This is a genomic window from Pseudomonas sp. BRG-100 (assembly GCF_000737955.1).
In the GTDB taxonomy this organism is placed as follows: domain Bacteria; phylum Pseudomonadota; class Gammaproteobacteria; order Pseudomonadales; family Pseudomonadaceae; genus Aquipseudomonas; species Aquipseudomonas synxantha_A.
In genome coordinates this window covers 3,041,479-3,060,501 of record NZ_JPRX01000001.1, presented here as the reverse complement: position 1 = coordinate 3,060,501, position 19,023 = coordinate 3,041,479, and the positions used below count along the sequence as shown (strand labels likewise).

The 19,023-nt window shown below is 61.1% G+C and carries 19 protein-coding genes; 11 read left to right on the top strand and 8 right to left on the bottom strand.

Features of this window, described 5'->3' with window-relative positions; genetic code table 11:
• Positions 1 to 51 precede the first annotated feature (51 nt).
• From dibA to JH25_RS13825, 6 genes are all read left to right on the top strand, one after another.
• A complete protein-coding gene (gene dibA / locus JH25_RS13800) occupies positions 52 to 1,965 on the top strand; it encodes a phosphodiesterase DibA (protein ID WP_032878464.1) in 1,914 nt (637 codons plus the stop codon).
• A 236-nt stretch (positions 1,966 to 2,201) separates the two neighbouring features.
• Entirely contained in the window at positions 2,202 to 2,384 is a 183-nt protein-coding gene (gene oscA / locus JH25_RS13805) for a sulfur starvation response protein OscA (RefSeq protein ID WP_003170956.1), read from the top strand.
• A gap of 65 nt (positions 2,385 to 2,449) precedes the next feature.
• A complete protein-coding gene (locus JH25_RS13810) occupies positions 2,450 to 3,460 on the top strand; it encodes a sulfate ABC transporter substrate-binding protein (RefSeq protein WP_005783707.1) in 1,011 nt (336 codons plus the stop codon).
• A gap of 199 nt (positions 3,461 to 3,659) precedes the next feature.
• Positions 3,660 to 4,478 carry a sulfate ABC transporter permease subunit CysT gene (gene cysT / locus JH25_RS13815; RefSeq protein WP_005783708.1) on the top strand — a complete coding sequence of 273 codons (819 nt, stop codon included), beginning with the start codon at positions 3,660 to 3,662 and terminating at the stop codon, positions 4,476 to 4,478.
• A 13-nt stretch (positions 4,479 to 4,491) separates the two neighbouring features.
• A complete protein-coding gene (gene cysW, locus JH25_RS13820) occupies positions 4,492 to 5,364 on the top strand; it encodes a sulfate ABC transporter permease subunit CysW (RefSeq protein ID WP_032878463.1) in 873 nt (290 codons plus the stop codon).
• A 3-nt stretch (positions 5,365 to 5,367) separates the two neighbouring features.
• Positions 5,368 to 6,348: a sulfate/molybdate ABC transporter ATP-binding protein gene (locus tag JH25_RS13825; protein ID WP_005783710.1), complete on the top strand. Its 981-nt coding sequence runs from the start codon at positions 5,368 to 5,370 to the stop codon at positions 6,346 to 6,348.
• Positions 6,349 to 6,395: 47 nt separating this feature from the next.
• On the opposite strand, the gene JH25_RS13830 is transcribed toward JH25_RS13825, so the two are convergent.
• Positions 6,396 to 6,923 carry an Mpo1 family 2-hydroxy fatty acid dioxygenase gene (locus JH25_RS13830; RefSeq protein WP_032878461.1) on the bottom strand — a complete coding sequence of 176 codons (528 nt, stop codon included), beginning with the start codon at positions 6,921 to 6,923 and terminating at the stop codon, positions 6,396 to 6,398.
• An 83-nt stretch (positions 6,924 to 7,006) separates the two neighbouring features.
• On the opposite strand from JH25_RS13830, the gene JH25_RS13835 reads away from it, so the two are divergent.
• The gene (locus tag JH25_RS13835; RefSeq protein ID WP_032878460.1) at positions 7,007 to 7,693 is read left to right on the top strand and encodes a Crp/Fnr family transcriptional regulator; all 687 of its coding nucleotides are present in this window, start codon (positions 7,007 to 7,009) and stop codon (positions 7,691 to 7,693) included.
• Here JH25_RS13835 and uraH read toward each other — a convergent pair.
• Both uraH and JH25_RS13845 read right to left on the bottom strand, forming a co-directional pair.
• Positions 7,688 to 8,098 carry a hydroxyisourate hydrolase gene (gene uraH / locus JH25_RS13840; protein WP_032878459.1) on the bottom strand — a complete coding sequence of 137 codons (411 nt, stop codon included), beginning with the start codon at positions 8,096 to 8,098 and terminating at the stop codon, positions 7,688 to 7,690. The genes JH25_RS13835 and uraH overlap by 6 nt on opposite strands.
• Positions 8,099 to 8,126: 28 nt before the next feature.
• A complete protein-coding gene (locus JH25_RS13845) occupies positions 8,127 to 8,600 on the bottom strand; it encodes a GlcG/HbpS family heme-binding protein (RefSeq protein ID WP_032878458.1) in 474 nt (157 codons plus the stop codon).
• A 100-nt stretch (positions 8,601 to 8,700) separates the two neighbouring features.
• Between JH25_RS13845 and JH25_RS13850 the strand changes: the two genes are divergently transcribed.
• Positions 8,701 to 9,066 carry a response regulator transcription factor gene (locus JH25_RS13850; protein WP_032878457.1) on the top strand — a complete coding sequence of 122 codons (366 nt, stop codon included), beginning with the start codon at positions 8,701 to 8,703 and terminating at the stop codon, positions 9,064 to 9,066.
• A gap of 118 nt (positions 9,067 to 9,184) precedes the next feature.
• Here JH25_RS13850 and JH25_RS13855 read toward each other — a convergent pair whose 3' ends face one another.
• Positions 9,185 to 10,189: an AraC family transcriptional regulator gene (locus JH25_RS13855; RefSeq protein ID WP_032878456.1), complete on the bottom strand. Its 1,005-nt coding sequence runs from the start codon at positions 10,187 to 10,189 to the stop codon at positions 9,185 to 9,187.
• 101 nt (positions 10,190 to 10,290) lie between these two features.
• Here JH25_RS13855 and JH25_RS13860 point away from each other — a divergent pair, with 101 nt between their 5' ends.
• Entirely contained in the window at positions 10,291 to 11,361 is a 1,071-nt protein-coding gene (locus tag JH25_RS13860) for a fatty acid desaturase (protein WP_032878455.1), read from the top strand.
• On the opposite strand, the gene JH25_RS13865 is transcribed toward JH25_RS13860, so the two are convergent.
• Together JH25_RS13865 and JH25_RS13870 are read right to left on the bottom strand one after the other, a co-directional pair.
• Entirely contained in the window at positions 11,348 to 12,163 is an 816-nt protein-coding gene (locus JH25_RS13865) for an ABC transporter ATP-binding protein (RefSeq protein ID WP_032878454.1), read from the bottom strand. The two genes, JH25_RS13860 and JH25_RS13865, sit on opposite strands and share 14 nt — an antisense overlap.
• Complete coding sequence (locus JH25_RS13870) at positions 12,160 to 13,758, bottom strand: ABC transporter permease (protein WP_032878453.1); 1,599 nt, start codon at positions 13,756 to 13,758, stop codon at positions 12,160 to 12,162. Before JH25_RS13870 ends, JH25_RS13865 begins: the two co-directional genes overlap by 4 nt.
• Before the next feature lie 287 nt (positions 13,759 to 14,045).
• Here JH25_RS13870 and JH25_RS13875 point away from each other — a divergent pair, with 287 nt between their 5' ends.
• Entirely contained in the window at positions 14,046 to 15,047 is a 1,002-nt protein-coding gene (locus JH25_RS13875) for an ABC transporter substrate-binding protein (protein ID WP_032878452.1), read from the top strand.
• Between the two features lie 103 nt (positions 15,048 to 15,150).
• Here JH25_RS13875 and JH25_RS13880 read toward each other — a convergent pair whose 3' ends face one another.
• Positions 15,151 to 16,071 (bottom strand): LysR family transcriptional regulator, encoded by a 921-nt coding sequence (locus tag JH25_RS13880; protein WP_032878450.1) that lies wholly within the window; start codon positions 16,069 to 16,071, stop codon positions 15,151 to 15,153.
• Between the two features lie 182 nt (positions 16,072 to 16,253).
• Here JH25_RS13880 and JH25_RS13885 point away from each other — a divergent pair, with 182 nt between their 5' ends.
• Positions 16,254 to 17,159 (top strand): TauD/TfdA dioxygenase family protein, encoded by a 906-nt coding sequence (locus JH25_RS13885; protein WP_032878449.1) that lies wholly within the window; start codon positions 16,254 to 16,256, stop codon positions 17,157 to 17,159.
• Between the two features lie 122 nt (positions 17,160 to 17,281).
• On the opposite strand, the gene JH25_RS13890 is transcribed toward JH25_RS13885, so the two are convergent.
• Positions 17,282 to 18,889 (bottom strand): alkaline phosphatase family protein, encoded by a 1,608-nt coding sequence (locus JH25_RS13890; RefSeq protein ID WP_032878448.1) that lies wholly within the window; start codon positions 18,887 to 18,889, stop codon positions 17,282 to 17,284.
• Between the last annotated feature and the right edge of the window lie 134 nt (positions 18,890 to 19,023).

The following is a 19,023-nucleotide window of genomic DNA, read 5'->3' as shown; positions in this document are numbered from 1 at the left end:
CCCAGCCTTCGTAGGGCGATTCTGTTTTTTTTGGTAAGGATTACTGACCATATGCTGTTTTCATACCGAGGAGCCCTACGTGCGGGGCTGGTATACCTGTTGATTTCCGTCGTATGGCTCAGACTCAGCCACCAATTATTGATCAACTTTATCGATGAACCGGGGGCGCTGGCGCATTGGCTGCAACTTCGCGGCTACGTCTGGGTAGCCCTGAGTGCGCTGGCTATATACCTGATGGGCGTATGTTTCGCCCGCGCCCACCAACTACAGCTGCCCCTGCAAGAAAACCGCGTACGCCTGCAACAGGCGGCCGCCGTGTTTGATTGCACCCGCGAAGGTGTATTGGTCACCGATGCCCAGGGCCTGATCGTGCACGTCAATCGCGCATTCATGGAGATTACCGGCTACCGCCGCGAAGACGTCATGGGCCGACCACCCAGCCTGTTCAAGTCCGGGCGCCATTCGTCGGCTTTCTATCAACAGATGTTTCAGACCCTGGAACGTGAAGGTGAATGGAGCGGCGAAATCTGGAACCGCCGCAAAAGCGGCGAGGTGTATCCACAGTGGCAAACCATCCGTGTGATTCGCGATGAGCGGGGCCATATCAGCCATTACGTCGCGGTGTTCTCGGACATCAGCGCCATCAAGGACTCCGAACACGAACTGGCGCACCTGGCCCATCACGACCCGCTCACCGACCTGCCCAACCGCCTTTTATTCACCGATCGTACCGAGCAGGCCCTGGCCTCGGCGCAAGTGCACAAGCGTGGCTGTGCCCTGCTGTTAATGGACCTGGACCACTTCAAGATCATCAATGACAGCCTGGGCCACAATGTTGGAGACCAGTTGCTCAAGCTGGTGGCTGACCGTCTCAAGGGCCTGTTCGGGCCTGGGGTCACACTCGCGCGGCTGGGCGGCGACGAGTTCGCTGTGCTGGCGGAAAGTTGTCCACAGGTGATCCAGGCCGCTGCCTTGGCGCAGCGCATGCTCAATGCCATGAAAGACCCGTTTGTTTTTGACGGTAATCAATTGTTTATCAGCGCCAGTATTGGCATCAGCCTGTTCCCCAGCGATGCCTTGAGCGCCGAGCAATTACTGCGCAACGCCGACTCCGCGTTGTTCAAGGCCAAAAGCGTCGGCCGCGAGGGCTATGCCCTGTACACCGAAGAGCTGACCGCTCACGCGCAAAATCGCGTGGAGATCGCCAGCGAACTGCGCCGTGCCCTCGACCAGCAGGAACTGCGCGTCTACTACCAGCCGGTGCATAACCTGCCCGACAGCCGTTTGGTGGGCGTTGAAGCGCTGGTGCGCTGGCAGCATCCGGAGCGCGGCCTGGTGCCCCCTGGCGAATTCATCCCCATCGCCGAACGCACCGGGTTGATTGCCGATATCGACGCGTGGGTGATGGACCAGGCGTGCCGGCAGATGTGCCAATGGCTGGCGGACGGCGCGCCGTTGGGCTTTATCGCCGTCAACGTCTCCAGCCGCCTGTTTGCCCGGCGTGAACTCTATGAACAAGTGGCTCAGGTGCTGCACGACACGGGCCTGGACCCGGCGTTTCTTGAGCTGGAAGTCACCGAAAGCGCAGTGATGGACGACCCCGAAGTGGCTCTGGAGCAACTGCACCGTCTGCGCGAACTGGGCTTGCGCCTGGCCATCGACGATTTCGGCACCGGCTACTCTTCGCTGTTGCGCCTCAAGCGCCTGCCGGTGCAGAAGCTGAAGATCGACCAAGGCTTCGTCGCCGGTCTGCCGTGGGACGAAGACGACGCCGCGATCGTGCGCGTGGTCATCGCCCTGGCCAAAAGCATGGGGATGCAGGTACATGCCGAAGGAATCGAGCAGGTGGAACAGGCGCGGTTCCTGTTGGGTCAGGAGTGCGATATGGGCCAGGGATATTGGTTTGGACGACCGATGCCGGCCGACGCTATCGACTGGACCCGAGCACCCCAAATCCAGACTTGAAATGCGCTCAAAATGTGGGAGGGGGCTTGCTCCCACATTTGGATCACATCAGGCCTTAACTTCAGCATCTGAGCAGAAAATCCACCCGCAACCCCGCGCCCTATCAGAAAATTCTTTCTGGTTATATAAACATTCTTAAATAGTATTTTTAAGAATATCCACGCTTATCTACTATCGCCCTCACGCCGCAAGCAGTGTCGTCACTGCCAGGCACTATTCATTTCAGGAGCGAGACCATGAGCGCATCTCTACGTAGCGTCGACGGCCAGGACGAAGCAGCCATTTTGCGTGAGATCCAGAGCGCCTTGCGTGATCTGCGCTTTGGCGCGGTGGAAATCACTGTGCACAACGCCCAAGTGGTACAGATCGAGCGCAAGGAAAAATTCCGCCTGCAGAACCCGGGTAACAAACCGAGCTGAGCAAGAACGGCGATAGACCCGCAACTAATAAGAAAAGCCAACACTCAAGAATTTCAGGAGCTTCTATGTCGTCGATTCGCCGTTATGCCTTGGCCGCGCTGGCCAGTGCCGTGTTTGCCGGTTCCGCTGTTGCCAAGGACTACGAGTTGCTCAATGTCTCGTACGATCCGACCCGTGAGCTGTACCAGGACTACAACGCAGAGTTCACCAACTTCTGGAAGCAGTCTCACCCCGGCGACAACGTCAAGATCCAGCAGTCCCACGGCGGCTCGGGCAAGCAGGCACGAGCAGTGATCGACGGCCTGCGCGCCGACGTGGTGACCCTGGCCCTGGCCGGTGACATCGATGAAGTCGCCAAGCTGGGCAAGACCCTGCCGGAAAACTGGCAGACGCGTCTGCCGGACGCCAGCACCCCGTACACCTCGACCATCGTGTTCCTGGTGCGCAAGGGCAACCCTAAAGGCATCAAGGATTGGGGCGACCTGATCAAGAAAGACGTGTCGGTGATCACGCCCAACCCGAAAACCTCCGGCGGGGCGCGCTGGAACTTCCTTGCTGCCTGGGCCTATGGCCTCAAGGCCGGAGGCAGCGAAGCCAAGGCTCAGGAGTACGTGAAAGAGCTGTTCAAGCACGTCCCGGTACTGGACACCGGCGCCCGGGGTTCTACCATTACCTTCGTCAACAACGGTCAGGGTGACGTATTGCTGGCCTGGGAAAACGAGGCGTTCCTGGCCTTGAAAGAAGACGGCGGCGCCGACAAGTTCGACATTGTCGTGCCGTCCCTGTCGATCCTGGCGGAGCCGCCGGTGGCTGTGGTCGACAAGAACGCCGAGAAAAAAGGCAATACCGAGATCGCCACCGAATACCTCAAACACCTGTACAGCCCGGCCGGCCAGGAGATTGCGGCGAAAAACTTCTACCGCCCACGCGATGCAAAAGTAGCCGCCAAATACGCCCAGCAGTTCCCGAAACTGGACCTGGTGACTATCGACAAAGATTTCGGCGGCTGGAAAACTGCCCAACCGAAATTCTTTAACGACGGTGGCGTGTTCGACCAGATCTACACGGCGCAGTAAGCCAAAGTAACTGTAGGGGCCTGACTTTCTGTAGGAACTGGGCTTGTGTGGGAGCTGGCTTGCCTGCGATAGCATCACCGTGGTGTGGCTGATACACCGAGGTGCCTGCATCGCGGGCAAGCCCGGCTCCCACAGAAAAGCCAGCTGCCACAAAAAGCGCGCTCCTACAGTGGTGTCTACCCTTTAACCAAGGACTCTTATGTCGCGTCGTATTTCCCCCGTCATACCCGGCTTCGGGCTGACGCTGGGCTACACCGTCGTGTACCTCAGCCTGATCGTGCTCATCCCGCTGGCGGCGATGTTTGTACACGCCGCCCAACTCACCTGGGATCAGTTCTGGAACATCATCTCCGCACCTCGCGTGCTGGCGGCGTTAAAGCTGAGCTTCAGCACCGCGCTGTACGCCGCGCTGATCAACGGCGTGATCGGCACGCTGCTGGCCTGGGTGTTGGTGCGCTACACCTTCCCCGGCCGCAAGATCATCGATGCGATGATCGACCTGCCGTTCGCCTTGCCCACTGCCGTCGCCGGTATTGCCTTGACCGCGCTGTATGCGCCTAACGGCCTGGTCGGCCAGTTCGCAACCGACCTGGGCTTCAAGATCGCCTATACCCCCTTGGGCATCACCCTGGCGCTGACCTTCGTGACCTTGCCCTTCGTGGTGCGCACGGTGCAGCCGGTACTGGCCGATATCCCCCGGGAAGTCGAAGAGGCCGCCGCTTGCCTGGGCGCCAAGCCACTGCAGGTGTTCCGCCATATCCTCGTGCCGGCATTGTTGCCTGCCTGGCTGACCGGGTTCGCGTTGGCCTTCGCCCGTGGCGTGGGTGAGTACGGTTCGGTGATCTTCATCGCCGGCAACATGCCGATGAAAACCGAAATCCTGCCGTTGCTGATCATGGTCAAGCTGGACCAATACGACTACCGCGGCGCCACCTCCATTGGTGTGCTGATGCTGGTGGTTTCCTTTGTCTTGCTGCTGCTGATCAACTTGTTGCAGCGGCGCATCGAACGTCCATAAGGAGGCGCGGAACATGTCCCAATCGTCTATTTCCGCCGCGTCCTCGGCCAACGCTGCCCGCCGTGGCAGCGCGACGTCGCGACGTATCCTGATCGGCCTTGGCTGGCTGGTGTTCGCCCTGTTCCTGCTGTTGCCGCTGGTGATCGTGGTGTCCCAGGGCCTGAAGAATGGCCTGGGTTCGTTCTTCACCGCGATCCTTGAGCCGGACGCGCTGTCGGCGCTGAAACTCACGGTGATCGCCGTGTTGATTTCGGTGCCGCTCAACCTGGTGTTCGGGGTCAGCGCGGCCTGGTGCGTAAGCAAGTATTCGTTCCGTGGCAAAAGCATCCTGGTCACGTTGATCGACCTGCCGTTCTCGGTTTCACCGGTGATTGCGGGCCTGGTCTACGTGCTGATGTTCGGCGCCCAGGGCTTCTTCGGCCCATGGTTGCAGGACCATGACATCCAGATCGTGTTCGCCTTGCCCGGCATCGTGCTGGCGACCATCTTCGTTACTGTGCCGTTCGTGGCCCGTGAGCTGATCCCGCTGATGCAGGAGCAAGGCACTCAGGAAGAAGAGGCCGCGCGCCTGCTGGGCGCCAATGGCTGGCAGATGTTCTGGCATGTCACCGTGCCGAACATCAAATGGGGCCTGATCTACGGCGTGGTGCTGTGCACGGCGCGGGCCATGGGCGAGTTCGGCGCGGTGTCGGTGGTGTCCGGGCACATTCGCGGCGTCACCAACACCCTGCCGCTGCACGTCGAGATCCTCTACAACGAATACAACCATGTTGCCGCGTTTGCGGTGGCCAGCCTGTTGCTGATCCTGGCGCTCTTCATCCTGCTGCTCAAGCAGTGGAGCGAGAACCGAATCAACCGCCTGCGCAACAGCGCCGGTGAGGAATAAGTCATGTCGATCGAAGTCCGTAATGTCAGCAAGAACTTCAACGCCTTCAAGGCCCTGGACAGCATCAACCTGGATATCCAGAGTGGCGAGCTGGTGGCGTTGCTGGGCCCGTCCGGCTGCGGCAAGACCACCTTGCTGCGCATCATCGCCGGCCTGGAAACCCCGGATGCCGGCAGCATCGTGTTCCACGGCGAAGACGTGTCCGGCCACGATGTGCGGGATCGCAATGTTGGCTTCGTGTTCCAGCACTACGCCTTGTTCCGCCATATGACCGTGTTCGACAACGTCGCCTTCGGCCTGCGCATGAAGCCGAAAAACCAGCGCCCGAATGAAAGCCAGATCGCGGCCAAGGTCCATGAGCTGCTCAACATGGTGCAACTCGATTGGTTGTCCGACCGCTACCCGGAACAACTCTCCGGTGGCCAGCGCCAGCGTATCGCCCTGGCCCGCGCGCTGGCGGTGGAGCCTAAAGTGCTGCTGCTGGACGAGCCCTTCGGCGCCCTTGATGCCAAGGTGCGTAAAGAGCTGCGCCGCTGGCTGGCGCGCCTGCACGAAGACATCAACCTGACCTCAGTGTTTGTGACCCACGACCAGGAAGAGGCCATGGAAGTCGCCGACCGCATCGTGGTGATGAACAAGGGCGTGATCGAGCAGATCGGCTCACCGGGGGATGTCTACGAAAACCCGGCAAGCGATTTTGTTTATCACTTCCTGGGTGATTCGAACCGCCTGCATTTGGGCGAAGACAAGCACCTGCTGTTCCGCCCCCACGAAGTGTCGTTGTCGCGGCATGAACTGGAAGATCACCATGCGGCCGAGGTACGCGATATTCGTCCGCTGGGCGCAACGACTCGCGTGACCTTGAAGGTGGAAGGGCAAAGCGAGCTGATCGAGGCTGAGGTGGTGAAAGACCACGACAGCCTCACCGGGCTGGCCCGTGGCGAGACCCTGTTCTTCAAACCCAAGGTCTGGCAAAAAGCCTAAACTCAATACAGAACCCAATGTGGGAGGGAGCAAGCCCCCTCCCACATTTAGACTTCACTTGGCTTGAGATCGCGGCGTCCCACCGGGCCTGAACGTTGTTCAATCTGCTTTTGCAGGTCCTGCCGCAACCCCAGCAAAAACGCCAACTCCGCCACCACAAACAACGGCCCCACGATCAGCCCCGACACATCGTCCACAAACGCGGGTTTCTTGCCTTCGTAGTAATGCCCGACAAACTGAATCACCCAGCCCACCACAAACATACCCACGCCACTGCTCAGCCATACCATCGTGCTCTGTGCCGCCAATACATGCCCAGCCCATACCGACAGACCCATCAACACCGTCATCAGCGCGCCCAGGGCCAGTTCCAGGCGCAGGTAGAACCACGCCGAGAACAACGCCAGGAGCACCGCTGGCGAGACCCAAAGGCCACCCACCGTCCACTCGGGGCGTGACAGCAGCACAGCCACGGCAACCACTATCAATGGGATACCGATAAAGTGACTGACAATATTGCGCGGGTCGCGGTGGTAGGCGGCGTATTGACTGAGGTGGTCGACGAGGCTTTTCATTGTTGTTCCTCCTGTAGGATGTTTGATCATGCCCTGTCAGTCGGTGCCTAACTGTCAATTGGGCGACAATCTTCGGAGTTCCCATGGACACAGGCAAATGGCACGCGCAATTGGTTCGCGGTCAGTGGTTCAGCCACTTGCCGCCAGACTTTCAGCGTAGCCTGCTGGGGGCGGCGCGGTTGCGCGTACTTGCAACGGGGCAGTTCCTGTTCAAACGCGGCGACCCGCCGTGTGGCCTGTATGCGGTGCTGGAAGGGGCGGTGCGCATCAGTGCCGTCAGCGCCCAAGGCAAGGAAGCGGTATTGAGCCTGGTGGAAACCCCTCACTGGTTCGGCGAGATCTGCCTGTTCGACAACCTGCCACGCACCCACGATGCCCTCGCCACGGGAGCCTGCACGCTGTTGCAGGTACCGCAGGCGGCGATACTCAAGATTCTTGAACAACAACCGGTGTTCTGGCGCGATATGGCGCTGTTGATGAGCCATAAACTGCGCCTGTCTTTGATCAACATTGAGCAGATAAGCCTGATGCCCGCCTCAAAGCGTCTGGCCCATCGGTTGCTGATGATCGCCCAGGGTTACGGCGAAATAGAGCAGGCGCGCCGCATGTTGCAACTGCCTCAGGAGGATCTGGCGGCGATGCTGGGCCTGTCGCGCCAGACCATCAACAGTCTGCTCAAGGCGCTGGAGCAACAGGGCATCATTGGTTTGAGCTACGGCGCCATCGAGATACTGGACCTCGCCGGGCTGCGCCTTGCCGCGGGCCTATGAACCGCGATAGGTGGAGAAGCCGTAAGGGCTGAGCAACAGCGGGATGTGGTAGTGCTGGTCGACCTGCTTGACCTGGAAAATCACCGGCACCTCGGGGAAGAACGTCTCGCGGTTGGCCTTCTTGTAGTAATCGCCGGTCTTGAACACCACACGGTACTCGCCCGGCTTCATGCTCTGGTCGGCGGGGAACAGTTCGGCGATTCGTCCCTGTTGATTGGTCACGCCCTGGGACAGTGATTGCCACTGATCGCCCACATGCTGTTCCAGGGTGACGCTGACACCGGCCGATGGCAGGCCGTTTTCCAGGTTGAGCACGTGTACGCTCAGCGGGTTGCCGGCGGCCAGGGCCAGGTTGCACAGGCCGCTCAGGCTGAGGGCGGCAAGGGTCGTGCTTAGGGTTTTCATCGAGAAATCCTTGTGACAGTGGGTGGAATCAAGGGGTGGTTTTCAAGCCCAATTGCTCGGCAGCCTGTATGGCGCAGGCTTCGTCCTGCGCAGCGCCGCCGGCACCGGCGATGCCCAGCGCGCCGACCAGCTCAGCCTCGGCAAACAGCGGCACGCCGCCGCCGAGCAACAGCAACTCGGGCAAGCTGTTAAGGTTGGCGGCTTCAGGGTTGTTACGCGCACGCTCGGCAAACAGCCGGGTTGGGGTTTTGGTCGACAGCGCCGTGTATGCCTTGCGTTGGCTGGCGAAGCTGTTGTGCGGGCCGACACCGTCCGCCCGCAGGGCCACCAGCAAATTGCCACCACGGTCCAATACCGTCAGCGCGGCCGTGCAGTGGGCCAGGCTGGCGTCGGCCAGTTGGCGCGCAGTGTGCAAATCCAGCTCGGCATGGCGTGGCAGTGGTGGCGTTGCCTGTGCAGCGGTGGTCACAGCGAGGCTCAAGAACAAAGCGGTGCGATACATGTTTGTGGCTCCAGGAGGCAGGTGCTCACGGTAGCCAGTGGACGCGGACAAAAGCCGCACAATTGGATGACAGGTTTGTAATCAAACCCAGAGGTAAGACATGCAGGTGTTGTTAGTGGAAGACCAGCCGCAACTGGCGCAGCTTATGGCCCAGGGCCTGAGCGAGGCCGGCTTCTCTGTGGAAGTTGCGGCCAACGGCATGGCGGCGCAGCGGTTTGTGGAAAGCACTGTGTACGAGCTGGTGATTCTGGATGTGATGCTGCCGGGCTTGAACGCCTGGAAATTGCAGCAGGCGATTCGCCAACGCGGCAAAACGCCGATTTTGTTTTTGACCACGCCTGGCGGGATTGAAGACCGGTTGCGGGGGTTGGAGCTGCATGAGGATGATTACTTGCTCAAGCCGTTTGACGCCAAGGTGTTAGTGGCGCGGGTGAGGAAAGTATTGCGCCGGGATCGTGGGCGTTGATTGCCTGGGCGACCGCTATCGGGAGCAAGCCCCCTCCCACACTTTGAACGTGTTCACAAATCAGAATGTGGGAGGGGGCTTGCCCCCGATGAGGCCATCACAGCCACTGAAAATCCTCCTACCGCAACCCCTCCCGAAATTGCCCGGGCGTCATCCCCGTCCAGCGCTTGAACGCCCGGTTGAAACTGCTGGTATCGGCAAACCCCAGCAAATGGCTGATCTCGGCCAACGAACACTGCGGATCCCTCAGGTGCAGCAACGCCAGGTTCTGCCTGCACTCATTGAGTAGCGCATCAAACCGACAGCCTTCATCCGCCAAGTGGCGCTGCAAGCTGCGCAAGCTCAGGTGCAAGGCCTGGGCAACGCGTTCGGCACTCGGCTCGCCATCGGGCAATTGCGCCTCGATCACGGCGCGCACCTTGCGCTCCCAGGTCAGCGGTTGCAGGTGGGCGAGGGTGCGCTTGAGCACGGTTTCATTGTGTTCGGCCAATTCCGGGTTGGCGTCGTCAAGATGGCTGTCGAAGTCGTGGGCAGCGAACTCCAGGCGGTCTTCGCTGGCGGCAAAAAACACCGGCGAGCGCAATACGGTATGCCACGGCGTGGGGTCGGCGGGTTCCGGGCGCCTTAGATAAACGGCCAACGGCGCGTAGTCACGCCCCAGGCGGTTGCGGCAAGTGCGCACATAGATCGCCACGAAGGCGTCGATGGCCTCCGGCGCCGGCGCGGGGCTGCCTTGGGGTTGGAGCAGGCGAAAGTGGTACGCGTCGCCATGGCGGGTCAACTCCAGGCTCAGGGCGTCACTGACCACCTGGTGATAGCGCACGATGCGCTCGAACACCTCGCGCAAGCTGCCGCTGGCCACCAGGGCATAACCGAGGGCGTGAAAGGTGGTGGGGCTGACGAACCGCGACACCCGCAAGCCAATCGCCGGATCACCGCTGGCCTGCACCGCCAGTTGCCAGAGGCGCGTGGTGGCCGACAACGGATAGCGTGCGTTGGGGTCGTCCATCTGCTGCGGGTCGAGCCCGGCCTCGGCGCACAGCGTGGCGCTGTTCAGGCCCAGGGCGTCGAGCTGCTTGCGCAGGGCGCGGGTCCAACTGGCGAGGGAAGTGGGTTCGGTCATGGCGATTGGCGCTTGCGGTCAACAGGTTGGCGTCCGGGGCTAGCGTCCTGCCCGATCGCTTAGGGCAGGATGGACACATCAATGTACAAGAGGATGGAAGCATGGACGGTACTTCTGCAAGTCCCCAACAGATGAACGCACAACAACGTTCAGCGCATATCCGTGAGGTGGTGCTGGCCGAGGGCGCCCGATTGCGCCAGCGCCATCCCTGGCTGCTGCATCAGGACGCCCTGGGCGCGGGCATCCTGGCGTTTGCCTTGTTGGGCATGCTCGGCTCGGCGGCGCTCTATATCAGCGGTCACCTGGCCTGGTGGGCGTGCCTGCTGCTCAATGCGTTCTTTGCTTCACTGACCCACGAGTTGGAGCACGACCTGATCCACAGCATGTACTTTCGCAAGCAGCGCCTGCCCCACAACCTGATGATGGGCCTGGTATGGCTGGCACGGCCAAGCACGATCAACCCGTGGATACGCCGGCATTTGCACCTCAACCATCACAAGGTCTCCGGCACGGAGACCGATATGGAAGAGCGCGCCATTACCAACGGCGAGCCCTGGGGGCTTGCGCGCTTGCTGATGGTGGGCGACAACATGATGTCGGCCTTGATCCGAATGCTGCGGGCCAAGACTTGGGCACACAAGCTCAGCATCCTCAAGCGCGTGGTGCTGGTGTATGCCCCGCTGGCACTCCTGCATTGGGGCGCTTGGTACGTCCTCCTCGGCTTTCATGCTGCCAACGGCATTGCCAGCCTGTTGGGCGCGCCGATCATGTGGTCGGCCGGCACCTTGCAGATGATGCAGGTGATCGACATCGCTGCAGTGGTGATCATCGGCCCCAACGTATTGCGTACGTTCTGCCTGCACTTTGTCAGCTCCAACATGCACTACTACGGCGATGTGGAACTGGGCAACGTGATCCAGCAGACCCAGGTATTGAACCCCTGGTGGCTGTGGCCGTTGCAGGCGTTCTGCTTCAACTTCGGCAGCACCCATGGCATCCATCACTTTGTGGTGAAGGAGCCGTTCTACATTCGCCAGATGACCGTCAAGGTGGCGCATAAGGTCATGGCCCAGATGGGCGTGCGCTTCAATGATTTCGGCACCTTCGCCCGGGCCAATCGGTTTGAGCGCCAGGAGCAGCCGGGCGTCAAACTCGCTTTCAGCAAGCAATGAACGCCAGGGGCAAATCGCGGATCTGTTCGCGCACCGGCGGCTGGTAGTGGTCGTCGCTGATCAGTTCATGCAGCAACTGTTCGCGCAGTTGATGGAATTCAAAGCTGCTGCGCTGGCGCGGATGGGGCAGGGCGATGTCCACCATCTGCTTGATGCGCCCGGGCCGGGGCTCCATCACCACCACGCGGTCGGCGAGGAAAATCGCCTCTTCCACGTCGTGGGTGACCAGCACCGTAGTGATCCTGGCGCGGGCGCGAATTGCCAGGAGCTCGTCCTGCATCTGCTGGCGGGTCAGTGCGTCGAGGGCGCCGAAGGGTTCGTCCAGCAACAGGATGCGTGGGCTGGCTACCAGGCCACGAGCGATCGCCACCCGTTGCGCCATGCCGCCGGAGAGTTGATGCGGGTAGGCACGCGTGAAATCGGTGAGGCCCACCAGCTCGATAAAGTCACGGATGCGCCGGTTGCGCTCGGCCTCGTTCAGCGGCTCGTTGACCAGGCCCAGGCCGATGTTCTGCGCCACGGTCAGCCAGGGAAACAGGCGGTGCTCCTGGAACACGATACCGCGCTCGCCACCGATACCGCTGACGGCCTTGCCATCAACCTGGATCTCGCCGCGATATTGCGTGTCGAGCCCCACCAGCAGACGCAGCAGGGTGGACTTGCCGCAACCGCTGGCGCCGACAATCGCGACAAATTCCCCTTCGGCAATCTGCAGGTTGAATTCGCGGATGGCTTCCAGTTCGAAGCCGTCGACATCGAAGCTTTTGCCCACATGGTTGAAGCTGACAATCGGTGCGTTCATGCGTGTCTCCAGCGGGTGGCACGGGTTTCGATGCGTTGGCCGATCAGGTTGAGGGCGGCGCCGGTGAGGCCGACCAGGAGCATGCCGCTCATGATCAGGTCCATGCGCAGCAGCTGTTGGGCGCCGATCATCAGGCTGCCGATGCCGCCGTCCGAAGGCATGAAATATTCCGCGCCGATGGTGCCCATCCAGGCGTAGATCAGGCTCAGGCGCAGGCCGGCGAAAATCCCCGCCGCGGCCCCCGGCAGTACCAGGCGACGCAGACGTTGCCACAGGTTCAGGCGCAGCACTTGCGCGGCTTCGCGCAGTTGCGGCGACAGGTTGAGCACGCTGCGCTGAGTGGCGATGAATAACGGGAAGAACGCGGCGAGGGCGATAAACACCCACTTGGCCAGTTCACCCAGGCCGAACCAGGCAGTGAGCAGCGGCACCCAGGCGAAAATCGCGATCTGGCGCAGCGCGGCCAGGGTCGGGCTGAGTACCCGCTCACTGCGCCGCGACAGCCCCAGCCACAAGCCCACGGCAAAGCCCAGGCTGCCGCCGAGCAGCAAGCCACCCACGGCCCGGCCGAGGCTTTTGCCCAGCGCCGTGGTCAGGCTGCCATCCAGCACACCCGCCACGGTGGTTTGCAGCACCGCTTGGGGGCTGACCAGAATGTTCGGGTCGACCCAACCCTGTTGCGTTGCCACTTGCCACAACGTCAGCAATAGCAGCGGCAACAGCCACGGTTGCAAGCGTTGCCAGCCTTCATAGCGTGGCCCGCGGCGGATCTGCGCTGTAGCCGGATGGGGCCAGTGCACCCACTTGCGATCCAGCCAACCGATGCCGCGGTCCATCACTACGCCCAGCACGCCGATGACCACGATGCACACAAAGACAATATCGAGCATGAACAACTGGCGCGCCCACACCATCAGGTAGCCGATGCCTTCGCTGGAGGCCAGCAACTCCACGGCCAGCAACGACGTCCAGCCCGCCGCCAGGGCCAGGCGTACCCCGGCCATGAACGCCGGTAGCGCAGCGGGCAGGATCAGGCGGCGGATCAGCAAGTGGGTGGGCAGGCGCAACACGCGGGCGGCTTCGCGCAGGTTGGGTTGGGCGTCGCGCACGCCCACCAAGGTGTGCAGGGTTACGGGCACCACAATGGCCTTGACCAGCACCACCAGTTTCAAGGTTTCGCCAATGCCGAAAAACACCATGAACAGCGGAATCCACGCCAAGGTCGGTACCTGCGACAGCGCGCTGAACGTGGGGAATACCAAACGCTCGGCGCGGGCGCTGAAACCCAGGACTGCGCCGAGTATCGCGCCCACGCCGATACCGGCCAGCAGGCCCCAGAACAGGCGCTGCAAGCTGATCGCAAGATGGCTCCATAACTCGCCACCGGCCAACTCCACTGCGCTGCTCCACACCAGGGTGGGGGCGGGCAGAATCTGTTCGCTCATCCAGTGATTGCGACTGGCCAACCACCATAGGGCAAACAACGTGAACGGCAGCAGCCACGCCAACAGGCGCTGACACAGCTGCGGCCAACGCGGCACTCTACCGTTGGACGGGGCCACCAGAGGTAGGCTCAAAAGTGAAATCCGGGCCATGGAAGACCTCCGTGTCGCCAAATGCATTATGTGATTTCGATCTTATAAAAACGTAATCAAGATGATTGCGAGATAAGAGAAATCATTTAAAGCCTCAGCTCTCCACGCATCCAATGCATTCGAAGAATATTTTCGATGCTGTTCATGCATACCGCTCTGGAGCCTGTGTATTCGCTCGCATAGTCCAAAAAGCTATTAAATTGTGCATTTATAGTATTTAAAGTTTTGTTCGTGCTGTGCCTATTTTTTGCTCCCCAGGCGACCGTCGCCCACCAGGAGCTGCGCTTATGAAACTGCCCTTCAAACGTCTGATCAGCCTGTTCGCCGGTACCGCCCTGGCCGGGCTGGTGCATGCCGCTGACCTCAAGGAAATTCGCATCGCCGTGCCCGACCTCAGTGCCGGCAGCCAGCACAGTGGCGGCGGCATCACCGACGTTTTGCGTGAACAGCAAATCTATGAAAAAGCCTTTGCCGACCAAGGCATCAAGATCCAGTGGAATTACTTCAAAGGCGCGGGCCCTGTGATCAATGAAGCCTTCGCCAACGGCCAGGTGGACCTCGCCTATCTGGGCGACCTGGCGGCAATCATCGGCCGTTCCAATGGCCTGGATACGCGGCTGCTCAGCGCCACCGCACGTGGGGTCAAGCACTACCTCGGTGTGGTGCCGGGTTCAGGCATCAAGACCCTGCAAGACCTCAAGGGTAGGCGCGTGGCGGTGTTTCGCGGCACGGCCAGCCAGTTGTCGTTCGACAGCGCATTGGCCAGCCAGGGCTTGAGTGAGAAGGACCTGAAGGTCATCAACCTGGACTTCAATGCCGCCAGCGCTGCGCTGGCCGCCAAGCAGATTGACGCAACCTGGGGCGGTTCCACTCTCACGGCGTTGCAGGCCAAAGGCTTGGCAGAAATACCGCTGACCACGAAGGACCTGGGCGATGCCGGCAGCATCCAGGCCGTGCTGGTGGGCAGCGCCAAGTTTGTCGACGAACACCCAGATGCTGTGGCCAAGCTGCTCAAGGCCCAGCAGCAAGCAGTGCAGTGGTTGACCGATGACAACAATAAGCAGGCTTACATCGCGCTGGTGTCGGGGTTGGCCAGTTACCCGCCGGTGATCCTGACCAATGATTTGAAAGACCAGAAACTCAGTGAGATTTTCCCCTCGACCCTGGACCCGGTGTTCCTGGGCAAATTGCAGGATGCGGTGGATTTGGCCTCGAAGGAGAAGCTGATTCGCAAGTCGTTTCAGGTGAGCGATTGGGTGGCGCCGGGTTTGGTGGCGGCGGGGCTCTGAGCTTGTCGGTGCCTGGGCTATCGCTATCGCAGGCAAGCCAGCTCCCACACTTGAATGTGTTCACCGCTCAATGTGGGAGCTGGCTTGCCTGCGATGAGGCCCTTCAAACCGCCACACTTACCTGCTGACTATCCACCTCCACCAACGTCTCGATCATCGCCTTCGCCGCTGGCGACAACCGCGACCCCGTGCGACTGACAATCCCGCAACGCGCACTCATGGTCTCCATATTCTGCGGCAGGTTGCGCCAGTGCAGCAGCACCAGCGAACCGCTGGCCACATCCTCGGCGAACGCTTCCTCGGTGCCGACGCCGATGGCGTTGGATTGCAGCACAATCTTCACCAGCGCCGGGAAGTGCTCGGTCTGGATGCTCGGGGAAAAATCCATGCGCCCACTCAGGTTCGCCAGCAGTTTGCGAATACCCTGGGAGATCAGCGGCGCGGCCAGCGGATAGTCGAACATATCGTTGGTCGACAGGCTGTCCTTGGCCAGCAACGGGTGCCCAGGGCGGCAGAAAAAGACGCCGCGCTTGGGTGTCAGTGCGCGGGTCTGGAAATTCGGGTCGGCCTCGAACTGGCGGATGTCGGCGATAAAGAATTCGATCTCTTCACGGCTCAGGCTGCGGCTGAGGGTTTCCCAGTTGTCCACCTGGAAGCTGGTGCGGATTTTCGGGTGGGCGTTGATAAACCGCGCCACCGCATCCGGCACCAGTTTCACGGCGGGCGCGGGGCCGCAGCCGAAGCGCAGGTCGCCGGCGTCGAGCTTGGTCATGCGCGTCACTTCACTGCTCAGCAGCGCTGCGCCGTGCACCAGGCTCAGGGCGTGCTGCAACACCACCTGGCCTTCCGGCGTAGGGCGCAGGTCCTTGTGGCCGCGGTCTACCAGCACGCAACCAAACTCCTGTTCCAGCCCTTGGATGCTGCGGCTGAACGCTGGTTGGGTGATGCCCATGGCGTCCGCCGCACGCACGAAACTGCGGTGTTCGTTGAGGGCGATGAAGTAGCGCAGTTGGCGAAGATCCATATGCTTTCCCGGCATTTTAAAAATAGGTCGAAGGCATTTGCGACCGAGCAAGCTGAGGTTTTAAATGCAAGCTCTTATTCCGTCAACGAAGCATTGATTCATTTGCTAGATCTAAAATGCATATGGATAGAGCGTTGCTGGAAAGCATCTCCACCATCAGCAGGCACATGAGGGTCATCACAATGAGCAACGCCGCATTAGCTGTTCAACCCATCGCCCACGCGCTCGACATCCACCCGGTGGCCGGTCGTATCGGCGCCGAGATCCGTGGCATCAAACTGTCTGGTGACCTGGATGCCGCCACCGTTGAGGCCATCCAGCAGGCACTGGTGCAGTACAAGGTCATCTTCTTCCGCGAACAAACCCATCTCGATGACCAGAGCCAGGAAGCCTTCGCCCACCTGCTCGGTGAGCCGATTGCACACCCTACGGTGCCGGTGCGCGACGGCACGCGCTTTCTGATGGAGTTGGATGGCACCCGTGGACAGCGCGCCAACTCCTGGCACACCGACGTGACTTTCGTCGATGCCTACCCAAAAGCTTCGATCCTGCGTTCGGTGCTGGCGCCAGCGTCCGGCGGCGACACCGTCTGGGCCAATACCGCCGCCGCTTACAACGACCTCAGCGTCGAGCTGCGTGCGTTGGCTGACCACCTATGGGCGGTGCACAGCAACGAATACGACTACGCCGCACGCAAGCCGGATGTAGCGGTGGAGAAGCTGGAGGAATACCGCAAGGTCTTCACTTCGACAGTGTACGAAACCGAACACCCGGTGGTGCGTGTGCACCCGGTCAGCGGTGAGAAAACCCTGCTGCTGGGGCACTTCGTCAAGCGCCTGAAAGGCTATTCCCAGGCGGAGTCGACCCAGCTGTTCAACCTGCTGCAAGGCCACGTCACGCGTCTGGAAAACACCGTACGCTGGCGCTGGAATACCGGTGACGTGGCGATCTGGGATAACCGTGCCACCCAGCATTACGCGGTGGACGACTATGGCACCCAAGAGCGCATCGTGCGCCGGGTCACGCTCAAGGGTGATGTGCCGGTGGGTGTGCAGGGGCAGCGCAGCCAGACCACGAAAGGTCTCTAAGCCGGTTGGAGATCAAAATGTGGGAGGGGGCTTGCTCCCGATAGCAGTGGGCCAGTCAAAAATGCTGTGACTGACACTCCGCTATCGGGAGCAAGCCCCCTCCCACATTGGATTTGTGGCGTTTACCAGACCCCAATTTGCACCACTTTTTCCGCCTCCGGCTCACCATAGCGAAACCATTGCCCGCGCACTTCGATCTCGGTGTGGCTGATGGTGGTACGCCGCTTCAACCCACGCAGCCATTCGAACAGATAACCCAAGTGAGTCTCGCGCACCTGGGCATAGGCGGGATCGCTGCCCAGGTCGTGGATTTCCTGCGGGTCGTTTTCCAGGTCGAACAGCTGCGGGCGAAAGCCGTCATAGGCCAGGTACTTCCAGCGTTCGCTGCGCACCATGGTCATGCGGCAACGGTCGATGGGCTGCGCCAGGCGTTCCCGAGCCGGGGCCTGGAAGGCGTAGTCGTATTCGGCAATGGCGTAGTGGCGCCAGGTGGGTTGCTCGCCGTGCAACAGCGGGATCAGCGAGCGGCCTTCGAGGCGATGGTCGGCTGCGGGCAGGCCCAGAGCGTCGAGGAAAGTGGGCAGGGCGTCGATGGTTTCCACCAGGCGTGCGTCCACGCTGTCACGGCTGACATCGGCACTGGCCCGTGGGTCGCGCACGATCAAGGGAACACCCACCGCAGGCTCCAGCAAAAACTCTTTTTCACCGAGGTAATGATCGCCGAGGAAGTCACCATGGTCGCTGGTAAACACGATCAGCGTGTCGTCCCAGCGGCCAGTGCTTTGCATGAAATCAAACAGCCGCCCGAGTTGATCGTCGATCTGTTTGATCAGGCCCATGTACGTGGGAATCACCGTCAGGCGCACTTCATCCCTGGAAAAATTCAGGCTCTCCTGGTGTTGGCGAAACGCCTGGTACACCGGGTGATCGCTGGTGTGTTCAGGTTGAATCGGCGCCTGGATATGCTCGGCGCCATACAGCGCGTGGTACGGCGCCGGGGCAATGTAGGGCCAGTGCGGCTTGATGTACGACAGGTGCAGGCACCATGGCTGCTGCCCCTGCTCGCCGATAAAGTCGATGGCGCGGTCGGTGGTGTAGACGGTCTCCGAATGTTGTTCGGCCACCCGCGCAGGTTTGCCGGCATTGCGCATGTGCCAGCCGCTGAGCACTTCACCGTCTTCACCTTGGGCCGCATTGGCCCAGTCATGCCAGGGGTTGCGACCACCGTAGCCCTGCTCGCGCAGGTAATGGGTGTAAGGCGCGGACTCGCGTTTGTCGTCGAACAGCGGGCTGTCGGGGTAGATGCCGTCGTGGCGCAGGTACGCATCAAAGCCCACCTCATTGAGCGGCTCGGCCTGGGCGCTGTCGGGGTCGATATGCAGGCGTTGTAACGCCTCCACGTTCGGCGTGGCGTGGGTCTTGCCCACCAGCGCGGTGCGGATGCCGTGGGGGCGCAGGTAGTCGCCAATCGTCAGCTCTTCCAGCGGCAGCGGTACGGCGTTCCACGCCACCTGATGGCTGCTGACGTAACGCCCGGTATAGGCCGACATGCGCGACGGCCCGCAGATGGTGCCTTGTGTATAGGCCCGACTGAAACGCACACCGGCAGCGGCCAGGCGGTCGATATTCGGCGTCCGCAGATGAGCATGGCCGTAGCACGACAGATAGTCGCGACGCAGTTGGTCGCACATGATGTAGAGCACGTTGCGCACGGGTTGGGGTTTGGACATGGAGGTTCACCGGACGAAGGACAGGAGCGTTTTTTCGCCGTTCGCAGGGTGTGCTGGCAAGTGCATTTGAGGTCTGGATTTTATGCAGGGAATGCATGGGTGTGGCTGCTGGCGCCATCGCAGGCAAGCCAGCC